Annotated in this window: 18 protein-coding genes; 9 read left to right on the top strand and 9 right to left on the bottom strand. The window is 56.3% G+C overall.

From position 1 onward, the window contains the following. Positions 1 to 64: 64 nt before the first annotated feature. The 4 genes from ETC05_RS09510 to zwf form a co-directional block, all read right to left on the bottom strand. On the bottom strand, positions 65 to 313 hold the full coding sequence (locus ETC05_RS09510; protein ID WP_171660886.1) for an AbrB/MazE/SpoVT family DNA-binding domain-containing protein: 249 nt from the start codon (positions 311 to 313) through the stop codon (positions 65 to 67). A gap of 236 nt (positions 314 to 549) precedes the next feature. Beyond that, the gene (locus ETC05_RS09505; protein WP_171660885.1) at positions 550 to 1,167 is read right to left on the bottom strand and encodes a cyclase family protein; all 618 of its coding nucleotides are present in this window, start codon (positions 1,165 to 1,167) and stop codon (positions 550 to 552) included. A 60-nt stretch (positions 1,168 to 1,227) separates the two neighbouring features. Further along, complete coding sequence (locus ETC05_RS09500) at positions 1,228 to 1,398, bottom strand: hypothetical protein (RefSeq protein WP_171660884.1); 171 nt, start codon at positions 1,396 to 1,398, stop codon at positions 1,228 to 1,230. A gap of 61 nt (positions 1,399 to 1,459) precedes the next feature. Beyond that, the gene (zwf, locus tag ETC05_RS09495) at positions 1,460 to 2,971 is read right to left on the bottom strand and encodes a glucose-6-phosphate dehydrogenase (RefSeq protein WP_171660894.1); all 1,512 of its coding nucleotides are present in this window, start codon (positions 2,969 to 2,971) and stop codon (positions 1,460 to 1,462) included. Positions 2,972 to 3,199: 228 nt separating this feature from the next. Here zwf and rnz point away from each other — a divergent pair, with 228 nt between their 5' ends. Beyond that, entirely contained in the window at positions 3,200 to 4,123 is a 924-nt protein-coding gene (gene rnz, locus ETC05_RS09490) for a ribonuclease Z (protein WP_171660883.1), read from the top strand. On the opposite strand, the gene namA is transcribed toward rnz, so the two are convergent. Then, positions 4,120 to 5,142, bottom strand: coding sequence for an NADPH dehydrogenase NamA (gene namA, locus ETC05_RS09485; RefSeq protein WP_031408464.1), 1,023 nt, complete (start codon positions 5,140 to 5,142; stop codon positions 4,120 to 4,122). The genes rnz and namA overlap by 4 nt on opposite strands. Before the next feature lie 140 nt (positions 5,143 to 5,282). Continuing rightward, the gene (gene proI / locus ETC05_RS09480) at positions 5,283 to 6,122 is read right to left on the bottom strand and encodes a pyrroline-5-carboxylate reductase ProI (protein ID WP_031408466.1); all 840 of its coding nucleotides are present in this window, start codon (positions 6,120 to 6,122) and stop codon (positions 5,283 to 5,285) included. A 508-nt stretch (positions 6,123 to 6,630) separates the two neighbouring features. Between proI and ETC05_RS09475 the strand changes: the two genes are divergently transcribed. Both ETC05_RS09475 and ETC05_RS09470 read left to right on the top strand, forming a co-directional pair. After that, on the top strand, positions 6,631 to 7,602 hold the full coding sequence (locus tag ETC05_RS09475) for an MBL fold metallo-hydrolase (RefSeq protein ID WP_171660882.1): 972 nt from the start codon (positions 6,631 to 6,633) through the stop codon (positions 7,600 to 7,602). Then, a complete protein-coding gene (locus tag ETC05_RS09470) occupies positions 7,593 to 8,381 on the top strand; it encodes an SDR family NAD(P)-dependent oxidoreductase (RefSeq protein ID WP_171660881.1) in 789 nt (262 codons plus the stop codon). The genes ETC05_RS09475 and ETC05_RS09470 overlap by 10 nt, the downstream gene beginning before the upstream one ends. 48 nt (positions 8,382 to 8,429) lie before the next feature. Here ETC05_RS09470 and ETC05_RS09465 read toward each other — a convergent pair whose 3' ends face one another. Both ETC05_RS09465 and ETC05_RS09460 read right to left on the bottom strand, forming a co-directional pair. Continuing rightward, positions 8,430 to 8,627 (bottom strand): YqzH family protein, encoded by a 198-nt coding sequence (locus ETC05_RS09465; RefSeq protein ID WP_031408472.1) that lies wholly within the window; start codon positions 8,625 to 8,627, stop codon positions 8,430 to 8,432. Positions 8,628 to 8,700: 73 nt separating this feature from the next. Continuing rightward, positions 8,701 to 8,919: a CDGSH iron-sulfur domain-containing protein gene (locus ETC05_RS09460; RefSeq protein ID WP_171660880.1), complete on the bottom strand. Its 219-nt coding sequence runs from the start codon at positions 8,917 to 8,919 to the stop codon at positions 8,701 to 8,703. 82 nt (positions 8,920 to 9,001) lie between these two features. Here ETC05_RS09460 and ETC05_RS09455 point away from each other — a divergent pair, with 82 nt between their 5' ends. The 4 genes from ETC05_RS09455 to ETC05_RS09440 all read left to right on the top strand — a co-directional run bounded on the left by ETC05_RS09455 (position 9,002) and on the right by ETC05_RS09440 (position 11,280). Next, positions 9,002 to 9,346, top strand: coding sequence for an iron-sulfur cluster biosynthesis family protein (locus ETC05_RS09455; protein ID WP_031408475.1), 345 nt, complete (start codon positions 9,002 to 9,004; stop codon positions 9,344 to 9,346). Beyond that, complete coding sequence (locus ETC05_RS09450; protein ID WP_031408477.1) at positions 9,336 to 9,575, top strand: YqkC family protein; 240 nt, start codon at positions 9,336 to 9,338, stop codon at positions 9,573 to 9,575. Before ETC05_RS09455 ends, ETC05_RS09450 begins: the two co-directional genes overlap by 11 nt. Positions 9,576 to 9,812: 237 nt before the next feature. Continuing rightward, positions 9,813 to 10,058: a YqkE family protein gene (locus tag ETC05_RS09445; protein ID WP_031408479.1), complete on the top strand. Its 246-nt coding sequence runs from the start codon at positions 9,813 to 9,815 to the stop codon at positions 10,056 to 10,058. Between the two features lie 16 nt (positions 10,059 to 10,074). Next, positions 10,075 to 11,280, top strand: coding sequence for a CynX/NimT family MFS transporter (locus ETC05_RS09440; RefSeq protein WP_171660879.1), 1,206 nt, complete (start codon positions 10,075 to 10,077; stop codon positions 11,278 to 11,280). 66 nt (positions 11,281 to 11,346) lie between these two features. Here the strand turns inward: ETC05_RS09440 and ETC05_RS09435 are convergent, their stop codons facing one another. Next, positions 11,347 to 12,267, bottom strand: coding sequence for an aldo/keto reductase (locus ETC05_RS09435; RefSeq protein ID WP_031408483.1), 921 nt, complete (start codon positions 12,265 to 12,267; stop codon positions 11,347 to 11,349). Between the two features lie 116 nt (positions 12,268 to 12,383). On the opposite strand from ETC05_RS09435, the gene ETC05_RS09430 reads away from it, so the two are divergent. Beyond that, the gene (locus ETC05_RS09430) at positions 12,384 to 12,947 is read left to right on the top strand and encodes an NUDIX hydrolase (protein ID WP_031408485.1); all 564 of its coding nucleotides are present in this window, start codon (positions 12,384 to 12,386) and stop codon (positions 12,945 to 12,947) included. Beyond that, positions 12,937 to 14,127, top strand: a complete 1,191-nt coding sequence (locus tag ETC05_RS09425) for a TIGR00375 family protein (protein WP_171660878.1) — start codon at positions 12,937 to 12,939, stop codon at positions 14,125 to 14,127. The genes ETC05_RS09430 and ETC05_RS09425 overlap by 11 nt, the downstream gene beginning before the upstream one ends.

Raw genomic sequence — 14,127 nt, 5'->3', positions numbered from 1 at the left:
AATAATGTGCAAATGTTCGGAAATAATCTGCAAAACCTGGAATAATTCGCAAAGATTTTGCACATTATTTCCGAATCCGTCCGAAATAATTTGAAAAAGGGATTCTGAAATAATGTGCTAATTTACAATATTTCTTCGTGACTTCCACTTTTACTTCTCCATCTTGGTTGACGATAAACGTCAGATCATCGCCTTCGGTGAGGCCTAATGTTTTCCGGATTTCAGCAGGAATGACCACTTGCCCTCGGCTGGACAGCTTGCTTGTCGCTTTCATGACGACCGGCGATGATTGTGAAATATTCCTTTTCTCCATTGGTGCGTTTCGCTCCTTCTTTTCAATACTTACTTTTATTATATGTCTTATTTCTATGCTTAATCAATCATTGGAAATCATATTATTTTTTGTGTAGTAAGAAGTTGTGTGGGGGACAACAACAATGATGAGAATGGACGTTGAACGCTCTCTTACCTACGCTCATGCGTGGAAGAGGGGAGGCTTCTCGGTTTGGAATGATAAAACAGCTGGTCCCATCAAGGGACCAGCTGTTTTTACAGCTCACGGTCAAACAGCAAGACGCGCGCCGGGGCGGCGTCGGTGCCGACGAGTTTGAGCGGAGCAGCGATCATGAAATAGCGGCCTTCGGGGACCTCTTTTAGCCGCAGCCCTTCGATGACGATGACGCCGGCCGAAAACAATGTTTTATGGGTCGGGTGGCCTTCTTGCGCCCGCTCGATGCCAAGCGCATCGATGCCGACACCGCGGATTGGTTTGTCGGCCAAATAGCGGGCCGCGTCTTCGGCGACGAAAATAAACTCGAAATTGAACGCATCCTCAAACGAATTTTTCGTTTTAAACAGAACGAAGTCGCCTTCCTGAATGTCCAGATGAGCGATGTCGTCTTTCGTGATCCGGTCGTTGACATGCGTCAAATCAAACAGTTTGCACGGGCCGACGAGGCGGTCAAGCGGAATCGTTTCAAATGTCGCGCCGCCTTCGACCATGTGAAGAGGGGCGTCAATGTGCGTGCCAGTGTGCACGTCCATGTCAATGCGCGATTCGGTCACATAGCCATTGGTGACTGTCGTGCGCTTCGGCTGTTTTTCCGGTTTGTTTTTGTAAACCGGCATGCCTTCGTAAATCGGGGCGGTAACATCATACATCTTCATCGTTCCTTCACTCCTTTGCTTCAACGACGGCGGGCCAGCGGTCGAAAAACGGCTTGCCTGTCAGGGACTGGCGTTGTTCGGCGACGGCTGAGCCCGCTCTTTGTTTTGCCCGTGATCGTCCAGACGAACGGTGATGAAAACGGATCGCCTGACAACGTCTTGCCGAAGGGAAACGGCTGTAGATCGCCGGCCTTCTAGAAAGCCGGCGGTCACCGGTGCGTGCCGCTTCATTTCGTTGTTTCCCGTTTTTGCGGCTCGGTTTGCGCCAGCCGATGTGAGCGAGGGGCGAGCGCTAGTTTGCCCCGGCCTTTTCGGAACGCGGGTGGCTGATCGGCCACCAATGGAAGCCGTCTTTTTGCAATAGTTCATCGGCCGCCGCCGGCCCCATCGAACCGGCTTCATAGTTCGGGAAATCGGCGGCTTTTGTGTTGGCCCACACGTCAGAAATCGGGTCGATAAATTGCCATGACGCCGCCACTTCATCCCAGTGGGTGAAGTTCGTCGCATCGCCGCGCATGCAGTCGTACAGCAGCTTTTCGTACGCTTCCGGCGTGTTGATGCCGTCGATGCAGTTGTTGCAGTAATCGAGTTGAAACGGGGCGGTTATCGTCGTTGACTCCCCGGTTTTTTTGCCGTTTAAGTGAAGGGTGATCCCTTCATCCGGCTGAATGTGGATGACGAGCAAGTTCGGGGCGATCGTTTCGTTTGTCCGGTAGTATAAGTTCATCGGTACATCTTTGAATTGGACGACGATTTTCGTTGATTTTTCCGCCATTCGTTTGCCGGTGCGGATGTAAAACGGAACGCCGGCCCAGCGGAAGTTGTCGATCAGGAGCTTCCCGGCGACAAACGTTTCCGTGTTCGAGTCCGGATCGACGTTCGGCTCCTCGCGGTACGCTGGAACGGCTTTGCCGTGGATCACCCCGCTCCCGTATTGGCCGCGCACGAAATAGCGGTCGACGTCATCGTGGGAAATCGGGCGCAAGGCGCGCAACACTTTTACTTTTTCATGGCGGATGTCATCGGTCGTTAATTTGATCGGCGGTTCCATCGCCAAAAGAGCGACCATTTGCAGCATATGGTTTTGCACCATGTCGCGCAGCGCCCCGGAATGGTCGTAGTAGCGGCCGCGGTCTTCCACGCCGAGCGTTTCGCTCGATGTGATTTGAATGTTGGCGATGAACCGGTTGTTCCAGAGCGGCTCGAAAATGGCGTTCGCGAAGCGGATGACCTCGATGTTTTGCACCATTTCTTTGCCGAGGTAATGGTCGATCCGGTAAATTTCCCGTTCGGAAAAAACGCGGCGAATCTCGTCATTCAGCTTCTCGGCGCTCGCCAAGTCGTGCCCGAACGGTTTTTCGATGACGAGCCGCTTAAAGCCGCGCGTTTCCGTCAATCCTTCCGACTGCAAGCGGGAAGTGACGGTGCCGAAAAATTCCGGAGCCATCGCCAAGTAGAAGATGCGGTTGCCTTCGGTCTCGTATGTGCCGTCGAGCTGTTCGAGGAGCGACTTTAAGCGTTGGTACGACTCGGATTCCGTCACGTCGAACGGATGGTAATAGAAATGGGAGGTGAATCGCCCGTCGGCGAGCTTTTGGTGAAACGCCGTTTCGACCGAGTCGCGTACATAGTTTCGGAACTCGTCGACCGACAACGGGCGGCGCGCGACGCCGACGACAGCGAATCGCTCGTTCAAATGCCCTTTTTCATACAGGCGGTAAAGAGACGGAAACAGTTTCCGTTTTGCCAAATCTCCCGTCGCTCCGAAAATGACGATGATCGATTTCGGGTTCATGTTGTCCACCATTATGTACCTCGCTTTAGCCAAATTTATCTCTTCAGTGAAATCATTGTAGAGATTTGCCGGCTGGAACGCAAATACTTTGTTGCGTTCCGGCGGCCAAGCGCACTCATTCATAAAGCCGCACGGTGCTGAGCCTGCGGTTGTAGAGCGCAAAAGAAAGTTGAAAAGCTGTTCCGACATTGGTACGCTAACAACAGACAATGATGACCGAATAAGGAGTGAAAAACGTTGGAACTGTTGTTTTTAGGCACGGGTGCCGGCGTGCCAGCGAAAGAGCGCAACGTCTCATCCGTCGCCTTGCAGCTGCTCGACGAACGGGGGGCGACATGGCTGTTTGATTGTGGCGAAGCGACGCAGCATCAAATTTTGCATACCGCCATTCGTCCGCGCCGCATCGAGCATATTTTTATTACGCACTTGCATGGCGATCATCTATTCGGCTTGCCGGGGCTGCTCGGCAGCCGCTCGTTTCAAAGCGGCGAGACGCCGCTTACGGTTTTCGGCCCGAAAGGCATTCGCGAGTTTGTGGAGACGGCGCTTTCTGTCAGTGGGACGCGGCTGCGCTATGAACTGAACATTGCCGAGATCGAGGAAGGCGTTATTTTTGATGATGAAACGTTTCAAGTCATCGCGAAACGGCTCGATCACGGCATGCCGTCTTATGGCTTCCGCGTCGTCGAAAAAGACTTGCCCGGCCCGCTCTTGGTTGACCGGCTGCGAGCGCTCGGCGTCCGCCCCGGCCCGATTTATCAAGAGATTAAGCAAGGAAAAACGGTCGTGCTCGAGGACGGTACCGTGCTTGACGGACGCGAGTTTGTCGGCCCGCCGCAAAAAGGGCGGATCGTCGCCGTGCTGGGCGACACCCGCTTTTGCGAAGCGGCGATTGAACTCGCCCGCGATGCCGATGTGGTCGTCCACGAGGCGACGTTTGCCGCGGCGGAACAGCAGTTGGCCCATGACTATTTCCATTCTACGACCATCGATGCAGCCGAGGTGGCGAGGCGGGCGCGGGCGAAACGGCTCATTTTAACCCATATCAGCTCTCGCTACCAAGGTGCGGCGGCGCTGCAGCTCGTCGCCGAGGCGCGCAGTGTATTTCCGAATGCCGAACTCGCCGCGGATTTCGCCTCGTTTTCGATCCCGCGCGGTTAAAACCGCCAGCCACGCTCATATTGGACGGGCGCTGCGATTTTGACACCCAGCTCTCTCGCCGCGGCGTATGGCCAATACGGGTTGCGCAGCAGCTCGCGCCCCAAAAAGACGAGATCGGCGCGTCCGTTTTGCAAAATTTCTTCCGCTTGCCAGCCGGAAGTAATGAGCCCGACAGCGCCGGTCGGGATGTCTGCTTCGCGGCGGATCAGTTCGGCAAATGGCACTTGGTAGCCGGGATAGACGTTCATGCGAGCCGGCACGACGGCGCCGGAGCTGACATCGATGAGGTCGACGCCTTGTTCTTTCATCCGTTTGGCGTACGGAACGTAGTCGCTGGCTGTCAGCCCGTCCGGATGGTAGTCGGACGCTGAGATGCGCACAAACAGCGGGCCGTCCCACACTTCGCGGACCGCATCGATCACTTCGCCCAAGAAACGGTAGCGGTTTTCCGGCGAACCGCCATATTCGTCTTGGCGGCGATTGGCGAGCGGCGATAAAAATTCGTTAATGAGGTAGCCGTGGGCGGCATGGATTTCGATAACGTCAAAGCCAGCTTTCTTCGCCCGCCGTGCGCCATTTTGGAATGCTTGCACTGTTTCTTCAATGTCGGCTTTTGTCATTTCTTTCGGCGTTGGTGATGAGTCATCAAACGGAATGGCCGATGGGGCGATGATCTCTCCCGGCACTTGCGATTTTCGGCCAGCGTGGGCAAGCTGGATGCCGATGGCGGCTCCGTGCTCTTTCACAAGCCTAACGAGTTCGCGAAGCCCGGCGATATGGTCATCGCTCCAAATGCCTAAGTCGCGTTCAGAAATGCGGCCTTGCGGCGTCACGCCGGTCGCTTCAACGATAATCAAGCCGACTTGGCCGACGGCGCGCGCCGGGTAATGGATTTTATGCCATGTGCGCACCGTGCCGTCCTTTGTCTCGCATGAATACATGCACATCGGCGACATGACGATTCGGTTTTTCAGTGTCAGCCCGCGGATCGTATACGGCGAAAACAGCATCGTGTTCATGACAAGCAGCTCCTTTCTATGCCAATGAATGGTTCATGACTGATGATAGCATGCCGCTTGTCAAAAACAAAATGAAACGGATTGCCGCTCTGTTCGGACTAGGTGGAAAAAGAGCGGCGCGCCCCGGAGGTCCGCCGTTTTTACGCTTCGGCGATGGCGGCGAGAAGAGCGCTGCCGAGCTCTTCGGAGCGGGCCGTCGCCCGGCGGATGCAGGCGATGACCGCTTCTTGGAACTGGTATTGCTCAAGCACGCCAATGCCGGCTTCAGTCGTGCCGCCTGGGCTCGTGACTTCGCGGCGCAGGACGGACGGATGTTTGTCGGACGCTTTTAGCATCTCGGCTGCGCCGATGATCGTTTGCAAAATGAGCCGTTTGGCGACATCGCGCTCAAGGCCGATGTCGGCCGCCGCTCTTTCCATCGCTTCGACCAAGTAGTACACATACGCCGGACCGCTTCCGGACAGGCCGGTGACCGCGTGCAAGTCGCGTTCCGGCACAACAGCGACGATGCCGACCGTTTCAAACAGTTGTTTGGCAACCTCAAGATGTTCTTTCGCGGCGAAGCGGCCGCCGGCGATCGCGGTCGCCGATAAGCCGACGGCGGCGGATGTGTTGGGCATCGCGCGCACGACAGGGATGTCGCGTCCGGCGAGCCGTTCGATCGTTTCAGTCGTGACGCCGGCCAGCAGCGAAAGGATGAGCGGGTTGGCACAAAGGGCAGGGGCAATGGTGTTCATCGCTTCGGCAACGTCTTTTGGCTTCATTGCCAAAACGATGATATCCGCCTGTTCGGCGGCTTCACGGGCGCTTGGGGCCACCCGCACCCCGTAGCGGCGCGCCAGTTCCTCGAGACGGGCGCGGTTTTGGCGGTTGGCAACGACAATGTGCGCCGGATGGCAAAATACCTTCGTCATGCCGGCGATGAGCGCTTCTGCCATCGAGCCGGCGCCGATGAGCGCGATCGTCCGTTCGTTGTTCATCATTCCACTCCTCCTTGCCTCGGTGTATTCATCCAAAAAAAAAGGCTTCCCGTCCTGCAAAAGGACGGAAAACCTTCGTTTCCGCGGTACCACCTTTTTTGGCCTGGCTTGGCCCAAGCGCCAAACAGGCCCGACTCTGCCCCGATAACGCTGGGGAGGCGTTTAGGTTGGCCTAACAGCTCCTAGGGTAGGTTCAACCGCAAAGAGGGCTGCAAAGCCTTCCAGCCACGGGCTTCGCTCTCTGGTGCCGTTTGCGGTTTACTGGCCCTGTTCATCGCCGGTTTTGCCGTATCCGTGATGTTATTAGTCATTATGCCGCGGGACAGGCGGCGTTGTCAAGAGAGGAGCGCGAATTTTTTTGCAATTTCGTCGTGCAGAAGAAAAAGGCATGACAAACGGATGAAATCGGTGTAAACTGTAAAATACAAGATTAATGAATAATCATTCATTTTGCGATGAAACGGTTCGAACGGGATGATTCATGAACTTAAGGAAAGAAGGGAATGCGATGAATGACGAGCGAGTGTATCGGATCACGGTGCCGACGCCGTTTCCGGTCGGCGATGTGCATATGTACGTGATTGCCGGCGATCGGTTGACATTGGTCGACGCCGGGGTGAAAACAGAGGAAGCTTGGAAGTTGTTTGTAAAGCGCCTGAGCGAGGTCGGTTATGCGCCAGAGGATATCGAACAAATCGTCATTACTCATCATCATCCCGACCATGTCGGCTTGCTTGATTATTTTCCGCATGCACCGATCATCGGCCATCCGAAAGCCGATCCGTTTTTGCGCCGCGAACGTTCGTTTATGGAGCGGTATGTCCGCTTTTTTGAAGCTTTTTTCGCCGAATGCGGCGTCGACCGCCGCTTGTTCAACCAGATGTCCAAAGAAGGCGGATCGCTTCGCTACGCAAGCCGGCGCGGGCTTGACATCATGGTGATGGAAGGGGACGCGGTGCCGGGAATGCCCGGGTGGCATGTCATCGAAACGCCGGGGCATGCGCAAAGCCATATCGCCCTCTACCGCGAGGCGGACGGGTTGCTGATCGGCGGCGATCATTTGCTTGTTCATATTTCCCCGAATCCAATGATGGAGCCGCCGGCGGAAGGGGAGACGGAACGGCCCAAGCCGTTGTTGCAATACAACGAGTCGCTTGAGAAAATGCTGCAATACGACATCGTTCGTTCGTTAAACGGCCATGGCGACGATGCGACCGATATTCCGGCGCTCGTTCGCGAGCGGTTGGATAAGCAGCGCCAGCGCGCCGAGCGGGTGCTCGAAATGGTGAAAGAACGTCCGCATACGGTGTTTGACGTGTGTCAAAAGCTGTTCCCCACGGCTTACGAACGGCAGTTGATGCTGACGATGTCGGAGACGATCGGCCAGCTTGATTATCTCGAGGCGAACGGATACGTGACGAAAAAACAGGAAGACGGCCGTTACGTTTACGAAGCGGCGGGGGTGTCGGTGTGCGGTTGAAGGGGTGCCATGTCGTCATTACTGGAGCGTCGGGAGGAATTGGCGAGCAAATCGCCTATGAAGCAGCGCGCCAAGGGGCGGTGCCGGTGCTCTTGGCGCGCAGTGAAGAAAAGCTGAAAGAAATCAGCGCGCGGATCGAAGCGCAAACCGGCATTCGCGCCCCGTATGCATCGCTTGATGTCAGCGACCGCGGCATGATCGAGGCGGTCGTTTCCCAACTCATTGCGGACCTTGGCGCGATCGATGTGTTGGTCAACAACGCTGGGTTTGGCGTCTTTCGCTATGTCGAGGACATCGACTTGGAGGAAATGGAGAGAATGTTTGCCGTCAACGTCTTCGGCCTCATCGCCTGCACGAAGGCGGTGTATCCGCACATGAAAGAGCGCAAGAGCGGCCATATCATCAACATCGCCTCGCAGGCGGGAAAAATCGCCACGCCCAAATCAAGCGTCTACTCCGCGACGAAACATGCGGTCCTTGGTTTTACGGACAGCCTCCGCCTTGAGGCGGGGCGCTTTGGCATTTTTGTCACCGCCGTCAACCCCGGGCCGGTGGAGACGAACTTTTTTTCGACCGCTGATGAGTCGGGAGAGTATGTGCGCAATGTCTCGCGTTGGATGTTAAGTCCGGAGGCGGTGGCAAGGCGCGTGGTTGCCGCGATGATGACGCCGACGCGCGAGGTGAACATGCCGCGTTGGATGGATTTCGGCAGCCGGCTGTACCGGTTCGCTCCGGGGCTTGTGGAAAAGGTGGCAAAGCGGGCGTTTTTCCAAAAGTAAACGGCTGGCCTCGTGTGGCCAGCCGCGTCATTTTTGCATGCGGCCGCATCAAGTGCCCGCCATAAACCGGTAGACGGCGTCATGGACAAGCTCATACACGTCTGCACTCTCGCACGTTTCTTTTGCTGCGGCGATTTGGGCGCAAAGCTGCCGGAGATCATCCTCATCAAGCGGCATCATCTCGTCGCTATAGCCATAGTGCCGTAAACAGTTGCGCACTTGTTTTTGCAGCCATCGTTCATCCATCGGTTTCACCGTCCGTTGCGAAACTTGGGCAAGGAAATCGTTGTCTTTTGATGTGGGAAGGAACGACCGCTTGTCACTGTTCATCCGTTTCCGGGGACGGAGCGCGGACGACCGACTGAAAGCGGCCTTTGTGCGAACCGTCGCAAAACGGTTTGTTGTTCGACAGCCCACAGCGACAGAGCGAAAACGTTTGTTTTGTCACAAACGGCTTTCCTTCTCCATCGAGCAGTTCCACCTCACCGGTGACCCGCAGCGAGCTGTTGTCGTTCACTTTGATTTGCACTTTTGCCATCGGGTTTTCCTCCTTTTCGTTTTGACAGTCTTGCGTGCCGACAGGTAGAATAGTAAAGAAACAAACGGAAAAAGGAGCAACGATGAGCGTGAACATCACGTTTACTGATGCAGCAAAAGAAAGGCTTACCCCTATTGTAGCCAAATCGGGGCGGCAGTTAAAGCTCAAATATGACACCGACGGCTGCGGCTGTTTGGTCGATGGCGTGCCGGCGCTATGGCTCGTTGACGAGGCCGATGAGGACGACCTTGTCGTTGAGACAAACTTCGTTCCGGTGCTTTTAGAGCGGTCGCGGCTCATCTTTTTTGATGAGACGATGACGATTGATGTCAAGCCGGGTACGGCCGCCTTTCAGCTAAAAAGCCCCGGGCAAATGCTGAACGGACATATGCCGCTTGTGAAGGTGGGATCGGACGATGAACGGTAAACTTCGGCAGCTTGCGGAGACGGCGAAGCAAAAAACATGGGTGTCATTCACCCATGAAAACGACCCGTACAGCCTGCTTCATTGGTCGGTCGCCGGTCCGTACCAAGACAAAAAGGACGTGTGGCTTTTGCAAAATGAGATGACATTTGAAACGAGAGAGTTTGCGACGCTTGATGACGCGATCGCCTGGCTCGGCGAGCATATGCCGCACATTACCGAGGTGCTGTAAAAACCGTAACCGGGCCGGTTACGGTTTTTCTATGATCTTTCTTATTGCGGGCTGTTTTGCCGCTTTGTCGGATGGATCGCTTTTTCCAGCTCTTCTTTGGCGATTACCGGTTTGACCGTATCGGCGGACGGTTTTCCTTTTTGAGCGCGGTTTTTCGTCATCGGTCATCTCTCCTTTTCCATGTCGTTTAGTTGTATCGTTTGACAAACAAGCGGCTGTTATGCAAGGGGGTGAAAAATGGTGAAAACAGATGCGGGGCGGAAAAAAGAGCGAGAGCAGTCGACGGTGACGCTTGCTGACCGGCTTGGCGCCGACATCGAAGCGAAGCTGCTTGCGAAAAAGAGGGCGCTTGCCGAGGAACAACAGCGGCAACGGGCGGCGGAAGAAGCGCGGCGCCGCGAGGAAGCGCGCCGGCGCGACGAGCGGAAGTCGTTTGCTGAGCTGCTTGAAGAAAGCGAGCTTGACTGGCGCAAGTTTAAATAAAAGGAGGACACGATGGATGAGGCAAAAAACTGCGGCGGCGGGTACAGCGGCTTCTCCGGCGTTTATGGTGGCGGCGGTCGTGATCTTGGCCGCCAACTTGCGCGCGCCGCTCACGACGGTCGGGCCGCTCGTTCCTGACCTGCAGCGGGAGCTGGGCCTTTCCCACACGGCGGCTGGGGCGTTGACGACGATTCCGCTGTTGGCGTTTGCCTTGTTGGCTCCGGTGGCGGCTGTGTTCGCCCGACGGTTCGGAATGGAGCGGACGCTGTTCGGTTCGCTTGTTGTGCTCTTTGCCGGCGAACTCGTTCGTCCGCTTTCGGGAGGGGTTTTTCTATTTCTCGGCACGGCGCTGATTGGAGCCGCCATCGCGGTCGATAACGTCCTCATGCCGGCGCTGATCAAAGACGCGTTTTCTCACCGGATCGGCTTGATGATGGGCGTTTATACCGTAACGATGAACATGAGCGCCGCCTTCGCTTCCGGTCTTGCGGTTCCGCTCGCTGATGAGTGGGGGATCGGCTGGGAAGGAGCGCTTCGCTTTTGGGCGCTGGTTGCCGCGTTGGCGCTTGTTGTTTGGCTGCCGCAAGCTTGGCGCCAGAAGTCGAGCGCGAGCGGCGTCCCGGCGGGAAGCCGGCGCTTTTCGCTTTGGCGCTCGGCGCTTGCCTGGCAAGTGACGCTGTTTATGGGACTGCAATCGTTGTTCTTTTATTGCCTTGTCACGTGGCTGCCGGAGCTTGGCCAAAGCAAAGGCTTGGCGGCCGATACCGCCGGATGGCTGCTCTTTTTCTTCCAGTTTGCCCAGCTGCCGATGATGTTCGTCTCACCGATGCTCGCGGAGCGGATGGACAATCAAAAAGTGCTGATCGGTTCGGCGGTGCTGCTCATGGCGTTTGGAACGGCCGCCTTTGTGGCTGGCCAAGGTTGGCTGCTTTGGGCGGGGGCGCTTTTGGCCGGCATCGGCGCCGGCATGGCGTTTTCGCTGGCGATGATGCTGTTTACGTTGCGCACGCGCCGTCCGCTGGAAGCCGCCCAGCTCTCGGCTATGGCCCAATCGGTCGGCTACTTGCTGTCGGCGGCCGGCCCGCCGCTGTTTGGGGCGCTGTATGATGCAGCTGGTCATTTTCTCCCTCCCCTCGTTTTATTGCTAGCCGTTTGCGCGGCCATGATCGTGTTTGGCTTGGGGGCAGCAAGGGACAAGTATGTAGATGATGAGGTTGCCTGATGAAAAGGGAAACAGGATGAAAAAAGAGCCCACAAGCGGCCATGTTGGCGCTGTGGGCTCCTTTTTTCATCGGTGCATGTCATAGATCGAGCGCTTCGTTACTTGTTTTAACCATTCGTATTCGTCAGCGTCAAGCGGCGGGGCGGAAGCGGCGGAGATGTTTTCTTCGAGCTGTTCGAGCCGGCTCGCCCCCGGAATGACGGCGGCAACGACCGGATCATGCAGGCAAAATTGCAGCGCGGTCGCGGTCAAGGAACGGCGGCCGGCCGTTTTTTCTTTCAGCTTCGGGATGAGCGCCTGCAAGTCTTCGTATGAATAATCGAGGTAGCCGTGTTCTTTCACCGCCGCCTGCGCCGCTTCGAGCGGGCGGTTGGTGAGCAAGCCTTTAGCGACCGGACCGCGGGCGATGACGCTGATTTGATGTTCGCGAAGCAGCGGAAACCACTCTTCCGGGCGGCGGTCAAGCAAGCTGTATTGCATCATGACGCTGACGATGTTCGAGCGCTTCACGTATTCGCGGATGACGTTGGGGCGGATCGAGGAGATGCCGTACCAGCGGATGACGCCTTCTTGCTTCAGCTCTTCGAACGCTTCAATCGTTTCGTCGATCGGGTCGTCGATCGTGCCGCCATGGAGCTGGTATAAATCAATGTAGTCCGTTTGCAGGCGGCGCAGGCTGTCTTTGACCGCTTGTTTGATATAGGCTTTTGACGGATCCCAATCCCAGCCGCTTCCGTCCGCGCGCCAACGGTTGCCGACCTTGGTTGCGATGATGACTTGGTCGCGTTTTCCTTTCACCGCTTTGCCGACAAATTCCTCGTTTAAGCCGCGGTCGTATAAATCGGCTGTATCCAAGTAGTTGATGCCGCGCTCCAATGCTTCATGAATGAGATAGATGGCATGGTGTTCATCCGTGCCGAGCGACATGCAGCCGAGCCCGATTTCGCTGACGTATAAGTCTGATGTGCCGATGCGGCGCTTTTTCACTTTGCCAGCCTCCTTTGTCCATTGATGATACGTTCATTGTACAACGGAGGCGAAAAAATGGCCAACCTTGTAGTACAATGGAAAAGAGTCCATCAATCGATAGGGGAGAAGAAGAGATGGAAAAGTTGTATGAAAAAACGGTTCGCAAAGAGAAACTGTTCAGCGGCCGCATCATTGACTTGTATATCGAGGAAGTCGAGCTGCCAAACGGGAAAATGAGCCGACGCGAGGTGATCAAACACCCGGGGGCGGTGGCGGTGCTGCCGCTGTTGCTGGACGGGAAAATCGTTCTTGTCCGCCAGTACCGAAAAGCGCTCGAGCGCGCATTGGTCGAGATTCCGGCGGGCAAGCTAGAACATGGGGAAGAGCCGCTCGCTTCCGCACGCCGCGAGCTTGAAGAAGAAACCGGCTACCGGGCCCGTTCGCTGCGCCATCTCATTTCGTTTTATACATCGCCCGGTTTTGCCGATGAGCTCATCCATTTGTACGTCGCGGAAGGGCTCGAAAAAGTCGAAGATGGCGCCGGGTTGGATGAAGATGAGTTTGTCGAACTGTTGGAAGTGACATTGGAGGAGGCGCTTGCGATGCTTGAACGCCGCGACATTTACGATGCGAAAACGGCATACGCCTTGCAATACTTGCAGCTGCGCCGCGCGCTAGGGGAGCAAAATGGCGCATAACAAAAACGAGGGCGGCCTCGGCCGTTATTACGCGGATTTACATATCCACATCGGCCGCACCGCTTCCGGCCGCCCGGTGAAAATTACTGGGGCGCGGACGTTGACGTTGGCCAACATCTTGCGTGAGGCGGCTGAGGTGAAAGGAATCGACATCATCGGCGTCATTGACAGCCATGTGCCCGAAGTGCTGGACGAGCTGGAGCAGGCGATGGAGAAGCACGGGTGGCGCGAACATGAGGGGGGCGGCGTCAGCGCCGGAAAGGTGACGCTTTTGTTGGGCAGCGAAATCGAAGTATATGACGGCCATTGCCATGGACCGATCCACGTTCTCGTTTTTTTGCCGACCGTTCAGGCGATGCGCACGTTTTCCCGCTGGCTTGGCCAACGGGTGAAGAACATATCGCTCAGTTCGCAGCGCATTTACGCATCCGGCCGCGAGCTGCAAGCTGCCGCGAAAGAGCAGGGCGGCTGGTTCATTCCCGCGCACGCGTTCACCCCGTTTAAAAGCTTGTACGGAAAAGGAGTCCAGCACAGCTTGACAGAAGTGTTTGACCCGGATCGGATCGATGCCATTGAGCTTGGGTTAAGCGCCGATACGGCGATGGCGGACCAAATCGCCGAATTGCACCGTTATCCGTATTTGACGAACTCTGATGCCCATTCATTGCGAAAAATCGCCCGCGAATATGAGCAAGTGCGGCTCGCCGCCCCGACGTTTGCGGAGTTTGAAAAAGCGCTCCGCGGTGAAGACGGGCGTACGATCATCGCCAATTACGGCTTGAATCCAAAGCTTGGCAAATATCACCGAACGGTGTGCGAACGCTGCCTTGCGCCGGTCTCGCCTGAGGCTGAGCGCTGTCCGGCGTGCGGCCATCACCGCTTTGTTAAGGGGGTATTTGACCGGCTTGCGGAGTTGAAAACGGCGGAGCACGGACCGAAGCGGCCGCCGTATATTTATCAAGTGCCGCTTGAATTCATCCCCGGTCTTGGGCCGAAGGCGTATGAAAAGCTGCTCGCCCGTTTTGGCACCGAAATGCGTGTTCTTCATGAGGCCGCGGAGGAAGAGATCGCGGAGACAGTGGGAGAAAAGTTGGCCCAACTGATCGTCCTTGCCCGCAGCGGTGCGCTCCATATCGAGGCCGGGGGCGGTGGGAGATACGGAAAAGTGCGGGAGGGGTAA

The sequence above is a fragment of the Geobacillus sp. BMUD genome, assembly GCF_013096845.1.
In the GTDB taxonomy this organism is placed as follows: Bacteria; Bacillota; Bacilli; order Bacillales; family Anoxybacillaceae; genus Geobacillus; species Geobacillus vulcani.
This window is presented reverse-complemented; position numbering and strand designations above follow the sequence as displayed.